Annotated in this window: 10 protein-coding genes; 1 reads left to right on the forward strand and 9 read right to left on the reverse strand. The window is 39.7% G+C overall.

Annotation, left to right across the window (positions count from 1 at the left end; genetic code table 11):
• The 9 genes from fmt to PZE06_RS00465 form a co-directional block, all read right to left on the reverse strand.
• Entirely contained in the window at positions 1–939 is a 939-nt protein-coding gene (fmt, locus tag PZE06_RS00425; protein ID WP_150913400.1) for a methionyl-tRNA formyltransferase, read from the reverse strand.
• Positions 932–1,420, reverse strand: a complete 489-nt coding sequence (gene def, locus PZE06_RS00430; protein ID WP_150913398.1) for a peptide deformylase — start codon at positions 1,418–1,420, stop codon at positions 932–934. The genes fmt and def overlap by 8 nt, the downstream gene beginning before the upstream one ends.
• Positions 1,421–1,541: 121 nt before the next feature.
• The gene (priA, locus tag PZE06_RS00435) at positions 1,542–3,941 is read right to left on the reverse strand and encodes a primosomal protein N' (RefSeq protein WP_150913396.1); all 2,400 of its coding nucleotides are present in this window, start codon (positions 3,939–3,941) and stop codon (positions 1,542–1,544) included.
• On the reverse strand, positions 3,931–5,148 hold the full coding sequence (gene coaBC, locus PZE06_RS00440) for a bifunctional phosphopantothenoylcysteine decarboxylase/phosphopantothenate--cysteine ligase CoaBC (RefSeq protein ID WP_150913394.1): 1,218 nt from the start codon (positions 5,146–5,148) through the stop codon (positions 3,931–3,933). Before coaBC ends, priA begins: the two co-directional genes overlap by 11 nt.
• 235 nt (positions 5,149–5,383) lie before the next feature.
• The gene (gene rpoZ / locus PZE06_RS00445; protein WP_150913392.1) at positions 5,384–5,602 is read right to left on the reverse strand and encodes a DNA-directed RNA polymerase subunit omega; all 219 of its coding nucleotides are present in this window, start codon (positions 5,600–5,602) and stop codon (positions 5,384–5,386) included.
• A gap of 2 nt (positions 5,603–5,604) precedes the next feature.
• Positions 5,605–6,219 (reverse strand): guanylate kinase, encoded by a 615-nt coding sequence (gmk, locus tag PZE06_RS00450; protein WP_150913390.1) that lies wholly within the window; start codon positions 6,217–6,219, stop codon positions 5,605–5,607.
• Between the two features lie 9 nt (positions 6,220–6,228).
• Positions 6,229–6,492: an extracellular matrix/biofilm regulator RemA gene (gene remA, locus PZE06_RS00455; RefSeq protein ID WP_095307958.1), complete on the reverse strand. Its 264-nt coding sequence runs from the start codon at positions 6,490–6,492 to the stop codon at positions 6,229–6,231.
• A gap of 60 nt (positions 6,493–6,552) precedes the next feature.
• Positions 6,553–7,428 carry a YicC/YloC family endoribonuclease gene (locus PZE06_RS00460; protein ID WP_150913388.1) on the reverse strand — a complete coding sequence of 292 codons (876 nt, stop codon included), beginning with the start codon at positions 7,426–7,428 and terminating at the stop codon, positions 6,553–6,555.
• Between the two features lie 237 nt (positions 7,429–7,665).
• On the reverse strand, positions 7,666–10,353 hold the full coding sequence (locus PZE06_RS00465) for a calcium-translocating P-type ATPase, SERCA-type (RefSeq protein WP_150913386.1): 2,688 nt from the start codon (positions 10,351–10,353) through the stop codon (positions 7,666–7,668).
• Positions 10,354–11,124: 771 nt separating this feature from the next.
• Here PZE06_RS00465 and PZE06_RS00470 point away from each other — a divergent pair.
• The gene (locus tag PZE06_RS00470; protein WP_150913384.1) at positions 11,125–12,837 is read left to right on the forward strand and encodes an Rqc2 family fibronectin-binding protein; all 1,713 of its coding nucleotides are present in this window, start codon (positions 11,125–11,127) and stop codon (positions 12,835–12,837) included.
• Positions 12,838–12,856: the final 19 nt, after the last annotated feature.

Genomic DNA, 12,856 nt, shown 5'->3' on the forward strand with positions numbered 1-12,856 from the left:
CTATTCTCCTAATCTGTCTCCAACCGCTAGCTTTGCTCCTCTTAAAAAATCGCTAGCTTTCATACGTTTTTTTCCAGAAGGCTGGAGTTCGATAATTTTCACAGCTGTTTTATTCCCCGTTGCAACAACAAAACCATCCTCTTCAATGGCAATAATTTCTCCTGACTGTTGCTCTGAGGCGATTGCGTATTTTTCGACCCACCAAATTTTCATTACTGCGCCTTCGTGCGTCGTATAAGCAACTGGCCAAGGATTAAATCCTCTCACATGGTTATAAATAGCTTCTCCCGTTTTTGACCAATCAATCTTCTCTTGCTCACGTTTAATCGTATAAGCAAAAGTAGCCAATGCTTCGTTTTGCGGAACGGCTTGCAATTCCCCTTTTAAAAGTTTGGGCAATGTCTCAGATAGCAGCTTCGCTCCTGCAGCACTTAGTTTATCGTGCAACGAGCCGACCGTATCCGTTTCAGTGATCGGTACTTCCACCTGTGTAAGCATATCTCCTGCATCAAGTTTTTCCACCATATACATAATCGTAATACCCGTTTTCTCTTTTCCTTCGACGATTGCGTAATGCATCGGGGCTCCTCCCCGTAATTCAGGTAAAAGAGAAGCATGAACATTAATACAGCCAAACTTCGGTGCCTCCAGTAAGGACTTCGGTAAAATCTGACCAAAGGCCGCTGTTATAATTAAGTCGGGCTGAAGAGCCAAAATTGGTTCCAGCGCTTCTGGTTGACGGATTTTTTCCGGCTGATGGACAGGAATACCATGTTTCTCCGCTTCTACTTTTACTGGTGGCGGCGTCAATAGCTTTTTACGCCCCACAGGACGGTCTGGTTGCGTGACTACTCCGACTACTTCATAGCCATCTTCGATAATTTGCTGTAATACAGGTACAGAAAAATCAGGCGTTCCCATAAATACGACTTTAGTCATTTTGCTCCACTTCCTCTAACTCTTCTTCATCTAAATATTTGCTGACCTTTGATGTGAATAAAATCCCATGAAGATGGTCAATTTCATGTTGAATGGCACGAGCTAAATAATCTTCCGCTTCCATGATAAATGGCTTGCCTTTGCGATCATATGCCTTTATTTTCACATAATATGGTCGCAACACTTCTCCATATAGTCCCGGAAAGCTCAAACAGCCTTCGATTCCATTTTGTTCTCCGGACGTTTCTAGAATTTCCGGATTAATCAGTTCAATTGTGCCTGACTCATCATCTATATCAACGATTGCGATCTGCTTGTTCACACCTATTTGCGGTGCGGCAAGACCAACACCATCAAATTCGATCATCGTTTCATACATATCAGTTAAGAGCTTTGCTAATTTTTTATCAAATGTCTTTACTGGCTCACAAACCTGCTCTAATATTTCAGCAGGATATGTCACAATTGCTTTTACAGTCAAATCATTTCCTCCATAAACCTTTTTATTATAGCAATGCTTTAATAAAATTATTTTTTGCCTTCAATCCATCGTAAAATTAAGACCAAGATTTAAACCTTCTTGAATGATTCCTGATATTCCTCTACATTAATATATAGGGATTAACATCAATGGAAATTTGTAATCCCTTCGAGGCGATATCCTGTTGATAATGGTCAAGAATCGTTTTTAATGCATTGTTTAATTGTGGTTCACGTTTGTATTTTATCAAACATTGGTAGCGATATCTATTTTTGATCCGTGAAATAGGGGAAACAACAGGGCCGAGAACATGCGCTTCATTCGATAGCTTTGATTGTACAAACTTCGCTATTTTATCGGTTACCGATGCCACCATTGCTACATTTTCATGGGAAACAGTGATAAGTGCAATATAATAATAAGGTGGATATTGACGAGCCTTGCGAACCGTCATTTCCCGTTCAAAAAAACGATCATAATTTTGTTCTGCTGCCAGCTCAATACTATAATGCTCTGGCGTATAAGTTTGAATGATGACTTCACCTGGTAGCAAATGTCTCCCAGCTCTTCCACTCACCTGTGTTAACAGCTGAAACGTTTTTTCAGAGGAACGAAAATCAGGCAAGTGCAGCATTGTGTCTGCCGAAAGAACACCAACTAAGGTAATGTTGGGAAAATCAAGCCCTTTGGCGATCATCTGCGTACCAAGTAAAATATCAGCTTTCCCTTCCTCAAATTCTGTTAACAAGCGCTCATGTGCCCCCTTACGGCTTGTTGTATCCACATCCATTCTAATCACTTTTGCTTCTGGGAGAATTTTCCCTAATTCTTCTTCTACTTTTTGTGTACCTGTTCCAAAATAGCGAATATGTTCGCTATCACATTCTGGACATCGGTTCGGTACAGAAGCTTCATAACCGCAATAATGGCACTTCATCTGCTGACTATAGCGATGATATGTCAAGGATATATCACAATTAGGGCAATTTGCCACATAACCACAATCGCGACACATAACGAAAGATGAGTGTCCGCGTTTATTTAAAAACAACACGATCTGCTCTTTTTTTTCAAGTCGTTCCTTTAAGCCCTCGATCAATGCTCTCGAAAACATAGAACGATTTCCGTCTCGGAGCTCTTCTCTCATATCGACAATCTGAACAGAGGGAAGCGATTGATTATTCATCCGATTAGACAATGTTAGCAGCTTGTAAACTCCCTTTTGCGCCCGAGCAAACGTTTCTAATGTTGGAGTTGCACTTCCTAAAATAACGGGACATTGATAAAATTGCGACCTTTTAATAGCTACATCTCTAGCATGATACCGGGGATTATCCTCCTGTTTATAGCTTGTTTCATGTTCCTCATCGATTATAATGATGCCTAAATTTTCAAATGGAGCGAAAATGGCTGAGCGCGCTCCGACGACGACCTTTACTTCTTTTCGCTCGATTCTACGCCATTCATCATATTTTTCCCCTGACGATAATCCACTATGAAGAACTGCTACTTCATCACCAAAGCGACCTTTAAACCTTTTGACCATTTGCGGTGTTAAAGAAATCTCAGGAACGAGCACGATCGCTTCCTTCCCTTTCTCCAGAACCCGTTGAATGGATTGGAGATAGATTTCCGTTTTTCCACTCCCAGTAACCCCATATAATAAAAAAACCTGCTGACGTTCCTCTTCAACCGTTGCTAGAATGGGAGAGATTGCTTTTTCTTGTTCCTTCGTCAATGGAAAAGGCTCCGTTTTTGCAAATACGCGATCTTCAAACGGATCTCGATACACTTCCATTTCCTTTTCTTGCAAAATCCCTTTTTTTATAAGACTTTTAACCGTTGATGCAGAAACGTTGAAAAGGGAGAGAATTTCCCTAAGTTGAACAGGCTCATGTTTTTCAATAAAGAAATCAATGATTTGCCTCTGTTTTTCCGCAGTGGTAACCAAGCTTGCTTTCGCCTGTTCGAGTGCCACTTTATCCAATAATGGTGAAAGATATTTTACCTTTTTCTTTTTCACGCGTTCCTTCACTTCATATATGACTTCTATAGATCCATTGGCTGCTTCTCTTTGCAATATACTAAAAAAAGCATCCGCATCGTTCCACAAAATCGTGTCACTCTCTTGGAAAAGTGGCTGCAGTTTCGTTGGCAAGTTTTCTAACGGTGCAATCCTCCTAATCTTTTTTTCATATTTTGCTTTCAAAGCAGCTGGAAGCATCACTTGAAATGCAGATATTTTGTAAGAAAGGGTCTCCTCTGTTAACCATTCACCAAGACTAAGCAATTCCTGGTTTAACACAGGGGCCAGATCCATCGGCTCGACAATTTCCTTTAACTTAGAAAAAGCCGACTTTTCTTGAACTTCCACAACAAACCCTTGAAGCGTTCTCGGGCCAAAAGGAACGACAACACGCATCCCTGGTTTAATCACATTTTCGAAAGCAGCTGGAATTTTATAGTCAAAGGGACGATCCGTCTGCTTAGCTGGAACATCGACTATTACTTTAGCAATCATTTTTTGTCGCCACCTCTAAAATTTTAGCCGCCTCTACTAAAATTTTTCTAGCAACCTCCTGCTTTGACAGGATTGGGAGCTCTAAACTTGAACCGTCCTTCTTGTAAATGGTCACGATATTCGTGTCTGTAGCGAAACCAGCTCCTCGTTCCTTCACATTATTCGCAACGATCATATCCGCGTTTTTCTTTTCTAGCTTTGCCCGGGCATATTCCTCGACACGATTAGTTTCCGCTGCAAAGCCGATGAGAATTTGATCCTTTTTCTCGTTGCCTAATTGCTGCAGGATATCCTTTGTTCTTTCTAATTCAAGCACTTCTGCCCCGTCTTTCTTTTTAACCTTATCATCGTAAGCTATTTTCGGCCGGTAATCAGCAACTGCAGCCGTTTTAATAACAATATCTGTTGAGCTGTACTCTCCCATAACAGCATTAAACATATCTTCAGCACTCTCAACAGAGATAAACCGTACACCCTTTGGCACTTGTAGAGAAACAGGTCCAGAAATTAAGACTACTTCTGCACCAAAACGAACAGCTTCCTCTGCAATTGCATACCCCATTTTTCCGCTAGAATGGTTTGTAATATATCGCACTGGATCAATTTTTTCACGAGTTGGACCGGCTGTAACCACTATTTTTTTTCCACTTAAAATGGATGGCTGCGGCTTAAAAAAAGCAGTGATTAACTCAACAATTTTTTCCGGTTCTTCTAAGCGACCTCTACCGACATAGCCACAAGCTAAATAGCCCTCATTCGGTTCAATAAATTGATAACCAAAGCGATGAAGTGTTTCGATATTTTTTTGAACAGCAGGATGCTCATACATATGGACATTCATCGCAGGGGCGACCCACACTGGAGAAGTTGCCGCTAAAAGCGTTGTCGAAATCATATTATCAGCAATGCCATTGGCTATTTTTCCGATAATATTCGCAGTTGCTGGGGCAATTAAAACCAAATCGGCCCAGTCTGCTAAATCAATATGAGCGATCACTTTAGAATCCTTTTCATCAAATGTATCTATATACACATCATTTCTTGATAAAGCTTGAAAGGTCAAAGGAGTGACAAACTTCGCTGCTGACTCACTAAGGATTACCTTCACTTCTGCACCAGCTTGCGTGAGCTTGCTCGTTAACGCAGCCGCTTTATAGACTGCTATTCCGCCCGTTACGCAAAGCAAAACTTTTTTTCCATTCAACATTTTTCCTTCCTCCGTCACAGATCTCTTTCTTTCATTATGCAAGAATTGTCGTTTTATTGCATCTTTTAGCAAAGATATTCCTTAAAAACCTGATTTGACAATGGTCATTTGTCTCTCAAAGCAGGTTTCCCATTGAACAACATCATCCTGAAATAAAAAACAACCTATCTCTAGGTTGTTTTAAATATTTGGCGTTTTACCCACCTTCAGATGAGTAAAATTGTACGGCAAAATACTAGTTAGTGGCCGTTTCTTCTTGATCGACAACTCGAAATGTCAGCTGATCAGCATGAATTTCTTCTAACGCTTTACCAACAGATTTATGAGAAACGTATTTTGTTAAATACGGTTGGGCGTCCTGTTGTAGGCGACGAGCACGTTTTGCTGCCACTGAAACCAATGAGTACTTAGAGTCGATTTTTGTTAATAATGAGTCAATTGATGGGTATAGCATATTTAATTTACCTCCAACATTCTTTTATATTTGGGCTCCACACGTTCTCTTCGGAGATGCTCAGCAATCACAATCGCTTTAATTTTCTCTACGGCATTCTCTACTTTATCATTTTCTACGACATAATCATATAAATGCATCATTTCAATTTCTTCTTTAGCCGCATTCATTCGATTGTTGATCACTTCTTCAGACTCAGTTCCTCTAGTAACGATGCGGTTTTTCAACTCTGAAAGGCTGGGAGGAACAAGAAAAATAAATAGGCCATCAGGAAATTTCTCTCGAACTTGTTTCGCTCCTTCAACCTCTATTTCAAGGAAAACATCTTTTCCTTTATTCAAAGTTTCTTGAACATAGTCGACTGGTGTTCCATAATAATTGCCAACAAATTCTGCATATTCTAGCAGTTTCCCTTGCTTAATAAGGGCCTCAAATTCCTCTCTTGTTTTGAAAAAATAATCGACACCATTGACTTCTCCTTGTCGAGGTGCACGAGTTGTCATGGAGATGGAATATTCAAAAGCTGTATCCTCTTGCGAAAAAATTTCCTTTCTAACGGTACCTTTCCCGACTCCAGAGGGTCCAGATAAGACAATTAATAACCCCTTTTCTTGCATGAAATGTACCTACCCTTCATCCATAATTTCATCACGATCATTCAGTCGGGCTGCTACCGTTTCGGGTTGAACAGCTGAAAGTATCACATGGTCACTATCCATCACAATAACAGCTCGAGTCCTTCTTCCATAAGTGGCATCAATGAGCACACCTCTGTCTCTTGCATCCTGAATAATCCTTTTAATCGGAGCTGATTCTGGACTAACTATCGAAATGATTCGGTTTGCAGAAACAATATTTCCAAAACCGATGTTAATTAATTTAATTGACATGCTTCCCCTCCATAATTCAGTTATTTATTTTTACCTTGCTAGCCTATTTCTAAACCCGGACTACTCTATATTTTGAACCTGCTCTTTCATTTTTTCGAGCAAGCTTTTCATCTCGACTACTTCTCTAGCAATACTTGAATCATTACCTTTTGAACCGATTGTATTCACTTCACGATTCATTTCCTGGAGGAGAAAATCCAATTTACGTCCAACTGGTTCAGTTAAACTCATGATCTGATAAAATTGACTAATATGACTTTCTAATCTAGTCAATTCTTCATTAATATCTGCCTTATCTGCAAAAATCGCGATTTCATTCACCATTCTATCTTCATCGACGACACCATTGGTGAACTCCTCCATCCTTTTACGCAATCTTTCTCGATAAAGCTCAACAACCTGAGGAGCGTATTTTTTTAATAATGTGGTTTTTTCACTTAAAATATTTAATTGATTATGTAAGTCACTCTCGAGGACTTTTCCTTCTACTATACGCATCTGCTTCAATTGTGCAGCGGCATTTTCAATTGCATGAAGAACCAATTGTTCCAGTTCTGGATTTCCTTCATGCCCTTCTTCGATCGAAATCAAATCTTCACGCAGTAAAAGATCCCGTAAAGAAAATGAATCTTCAAGCTTATACTTGTTCTGAATCGCTTTAATGGATTGAACATATTTATCAAGAAGGGGCCAATCTACAACCACATTAGAGGAAAGATGTCCTGTACCTTCAACAGTCACAAATACTTCAATTCTTCCTCTTGTTACATGCTCGGCAATTTTTTTCTTTATTTTATCCTCGACCACAAGAAGCTGCCTAGGCATTCGTATATTGAACTCTAGAAAACGATGATTAACAGCTTTTATTTCTACTGTCACAGAACATGTCTCGAGTTCTGCTTTACTTCGACCAAAGCCTGTCATACTAACGATCATAGCAACACACCCAATTTTTGATATTGAAAGGCCATGTTTAACAATAATGTTGATAAAAATTTGGGATTCATTCCGCAAAATCAAGGGCAAATTTTAAAAGCAATGGCTTAACTAGCAAACAACTGCATCATAGCAAAGCTGATTAAACAGCTTACAGTCTACCTAAACTTCGCAAAACAGCCCATTGAAAAAGGCAATAGAGCAATTGCCCTATTACCTTTTGGATTATAACATAGTTTACTTTCTTTTTCTTGCCAAAAATGTTCCTGCCAGTAAAAAAGTTGGTGCTGCAGCTAACCCAATAATCATGAGCCAATCTTTTGCAAGGATCGGAACCGTGTGGAAAATTGGCTGTAGCGGCGGATAGTAAATGACTACAAACATTAAGGCAATAGAAGATACAACTGCCCAAACTAAGTACATATTTCCAAACGGATTGCGAGCAAAAATCGATTTTTCACTGCGACAATCAAATACATGTATTAATTGCGCCATCACCAATGTGGCAAAAGCCACCGTTTGTGCATACGCTAAATGATCTGGGTTTTCATTTATGGCAATCATAAAAGCAATCAATGTTGCAATACCGATTAAAAATCCTCGCGAAATGACTTTCCAGCCCAGCCCCCTTGCAAAAATCCCTTCTTTTGGATTTCTCGGACTTCGCTTCATCACATCGCCTTCCGGTTGATCAAGCCCTAACGCCATTGCCGGTAAACCATCTGTCACGAGATTCACCCAAAGGATCTGGATCGGGACAAGCGGCAAAGGGAGTGCCAACAGCATCGCAAAAAGCATAACAAGAATTTCACCAACATTCGAAGCCAATAAGTATCGAATAAATTTTCGAACATTTTCATAAATATTGCGTCCTTCTTTGATAGCAGCTTTAATAGTAGCAAAATTGTCATCCAGTAAAACGAGAGCAGATGCCTCCTTGGCCACATCTGTACCCGTAATTCCCATCGCCACTCCAATATCCGCTGTCTTAATCGCAGGCGCATCATTAACTCCATCGCCTGTCATCGCTACAATATGACCGCGATTTTGAAAAGCACGGACAATTTTCAACTTATGCTCAGGTGAGACACGGGCAAAAACTGCCACATCATCGACCACTGCTTCTAACTCGTCGACAGACATTTTCGATAATGCCTTACCATCTAAAACATGCTTATCTTTTGTAAGGATTCCTAATTGAGCAGCGATTGCCTTTGCTGTAATCAAATGGTCTCCTGTGATCATGACCGTTTTAATTCCTGCTTCCTTACACTCTTTAACCGCTTGTTTAACTTCAGGCCGTGGCGGATCGATCATCCCCTGCAGCCCAATAAACGTCAAATCTTTCTCCGCTTCTTTTTCATCAAGGATCAGTGTTTTGGCGGGTACTTCTTTGAAACCGATCGCAATCGTCCGAAGTGCTTTTGAGGCTAATTCATTAATAGCTGTTTGGACATCCTTTTTTCTTTCCGTTGAAAAATGCTGCCGCCTCCCATCCCAAAGAATCGATTCACTAAGCCCGACCATCACATCTGGAGCCCCTTTTGTCACAATGAATTGACGACCATTTGGATCTTTAACAATAACCGACATTAGCTTTCTCGTAGAATCAAATGGAAACTCTTGCACAATTTGATATTGCTTTAAGAGACCTTCACGCTTGTAGCCAGCTTTCATTGCTGCTACAAGAAGAGCCCCTTCCGTTGGATCGCCATCAACAACATAATCATTCTTTGCTTTTTCTTTTAAAACGGCATGATTACAGAGCATACCAAACATGAGCATTTGTTGAACAGATTTTTCTCGATTAACATCGACTGGCCTCTCCTGTTCCCCCCGATAGAAGCTGCCATGGGGATTATAGCCAACTCCATCTACTCTCCAAGTAACTCCACCGCTCCATAGGTGGGTAACGGTCATTTTGTTTTGCGTCATCGTTCCTGTTTTATCGGAACAAATAACGGAAGCACAGCCTAGCGTTTCGACCGCAGGCAGCTTTCGAACAATCGCATTTTTCTTTATCATTCTTTGAACCCCTAGAGAAAGGGCAACTGTTACAATGGCAGGAAGCCCCTCAGGAATCGCTGCAACCGCTAGTGAAACTCCAGCCAAGAACATTGTATACAAATCATTCCCTTGGATGACCCCGACAAGCACGACCAAAACTGTCAGCAAAATAGCGACAATAATTAATATTTTTCCAAGTTGCTGCAATTTTCTCTGCAATGGTGTGATCGTCGTTTCTGCATTTTGCAATAAATCAGCTATTTGCCCCATTGCCGTTTTCATGCCAGTGCCAACAACAACACCAATTCCTGAACCTCTTGTCACCATCGTTCCCATAAAGGCCATATTTTCCATATCGCCAATTCCGATATTTTCTTTTTCTAGAGGCTCAATTGTTTTTGCTACCGGAAGGGATTCTCCTGTTAAGGCAGATTCTTCAATCTCCAAACTTTTTGATTCTATGACCCTTACATCGGCACCAATCCGATCACCAGACGAAAATTTAACAACATCCCCTGGAACAAGCTCCTTTGATGGGATCTTCTCCCATTCACCGTCTCTCATGACCATTACACTTGGAGCAGACAGTTCTTTTAATGCTTGTAATGATTTCTCCGCCTTTCTCTCCTGGAAAAACCCTAGAAATCCGTTCAAAATAACGATCGCAATGATTGCAATCGCATCGATATATTCTCCCAATAATCCGGAAATTAAAACTGCCCCTAATAAAACAAGAACCATAAAATCTTTAAATTGACTAAAAAACAATAGTAGTGCTGACTGCTTTTCACCTTCTTCTAATTCGTTAAAGCCATGTTGCTTTATTCGCTTTTTAGCATCACTGTTTGTTAAACCGTTAGAAAAGTCGGTATTCAAGACCTTTTCAATATCTTGTCCTTTCATTCCATGGAACTTCATCCGACCATTTCACTCCTCCTCCAGCGTTGTAAACTTTCTAACCACTGCTTGTATTTGTGATAGAATGCAAACTCACTCTAAAGAAAGCTTATTCAGACTCGTCCCAAAAAATGATCTAAATTTATAACAATGCGAAATTATAGAATGTTATTTTTACTAAAAGAGCAATTTTAGGAAGGAATGGGGTAATGGAGAGATGAAGGAATGTGGATTATTGCCTCTATCATATCTAGCTTTTATTTTGGGCTTCCGTGTCACGATGAAAGAATTATGGGTCATTGACAGGAAGCGATTAAAAAAAAGAATTCGCTATAAAACTTATCGGTCGAAATGATTCATTTAACGAATATCACCCTTTTTGACTGGAATATTCTCTACTCCTTTGACTCTTACATCCCTCTGGGCTAACCATTTATGAAACCATTGAATATGAATTAGAAGGATTACTGAAGCCGTAAATGAAGGAATGAACCGAATTGTTTTGCAAAACGAACAAAAGGTCATTTGTTATTTACAGGGATATCCAGCAGATAACGTCCTTAGACTGTTGTTCACTAGTCCAAAAGAAAAAGAAACAACATCGCCTTCGTCTTAAATTCGAATGATGATTTGACCCATTAACGTAGTTAAGAAGCGATTCTGTCATTCTATTAACAAAAAATCAGTGAATCCACATGCAACACATGTGGTTTTCTATCATTAAGATTCGTTTTTTCCGCAAAAGTAAGCTATGATTAAGAGTGAGATTTTAGAAAGAAGAGGATGTTACATATGTCATTTGACGGTCTATTTACAAGAGCGATTACTGAAGAATTTTCTTCCCTCTTAAAAGGCGGAAGAATCAATAAAATACATCAACCCTTTAAAAATGAAATCGTGCTAATCATACGGGCCAACGGAAAGAATCATAAGCTGCTTATTTCCGTTCATCCAAGCTATGCAAGAGCACAATTAACAAATGAAAGCTATGAAAATCCAAATGAACCTCCGATGTTTTGTATGCTTTTGAGAAAACATCTTGAGGGCTTTATTTTAGAGGATATCCATCAAGTAGGAATGGATCGGATCATGGTCTTTGACGTAAAAGGACGAAATGAAATTGGCGATATTTCTTCAAAGCAATTAATTGTCGAGATTATGGGACGACATAGCAATATTATTTTAGTGGATAAGACAAGAAATATGATTCTTGATAGCATCAAGCATATTTCCTATGCGGTAAACAGCCATCGAGCAATTATGCCAGGGCAAGAATATATCGCCCCTCCTATCCAAAACAAGGAAAACCCATTGGAAGCAACTGAAGAATCCTTATTAAGAAAATTAGACTTTAATGCGGGCAAATTGGACAAACAGATTGTTGAGCATTTTGCAGGGGTATCCCCTCTTCTTGCAAAAGAGATAGTGTATCATGCGGGAATTGCTAATAGAGTGACAGTACCAAAGGTGTTCGTTGAAATGTTAACAAAAATGAAGGAGCATCGCTACGAGCCTGCGATTACGATGAAGAATAAGAAAGAATCCTTCTACCTCTTTCCATTAGAACACTTAAATGGGGAAAGTAAGCGTTATGACTCGCTCAGTGAACTTCTTGACCGCTATTATTTTGGCAAAGCGGAACGAGACAGGGTAAAACAGCAGTCCACTGATTTAGAACGATTCATTTTAAATGAAAAGGATAAAAATGAAAAGAAAATCAAAAAGCTTCAAGCAACGCTCAATGAAGCGAAGAATGCGAGCCAGTATCAGCTTTATGGTGAATTATTAACAGCTAATCTTTATGCACTTGAAAAAGGGATGAAGGAGATTGAAGTTATAAATTATTATGATGAGAATGGCGGAACTGTAACCATTCCGTTAAATCCACAAAAGAGCCCTTCTGAGAATGCACAGAGATATTTCACGAGGTATCAGAAAGCAAAAACGGCGCTTGTCATGGCGAGTAAACAATTGGAAAAAGCGAAGGAAGAAGTTGCTTATTTCGATTCTCTTCTACAACAAGTTGAAACGGCCTCAACGAAGGACATCTCTGAAATCCGCGAGGAATTGATTGAAGGCGGCTACTTACGAGATCGGCAAAAAAAAGGCAACAAGAATCATAAAAATGCCAAGCCTATTTTAGAAAAGTACACATCAACAGATGGAACAGAAATTCTTGTCGGCAAGAATAATAAGCAAAATGATTATTTAACAAATAAAGTAGCGGGCAAAGATGAAATTTGGCTCCATACGAAGGATATTCCAGGATCACATGTAGTGATTCGAAGTGCAAATCCTGCTGAAGAGACGATTATAGAAGCAGCTCAGCTTGCTGCCTATTTTAGTAAAGCACGAAGCTCTAGTTCTGTACCGGTTGATTTTACGCAAATTCGTCACGTCAAAAAGCCAAGCGGAGCAAAGCCTGGCTATGTCATTTATGAAAATCAACAAACAGTATACGTGACACCTGAGGAAGATACGGTTTTACGATTGAAAAATAGTTAGGCTGGATAAAGGGTAGTAA

This window comes from Robertmurraya sp. DFI.2.37 (genome assembly GCF_029211245.1).
Lineage (GTDB): Bacteria > Bacillota > Bacilli > Bacillales > Cytobacillaceae > Robertmurraya > Robertmurraya methanolica_A.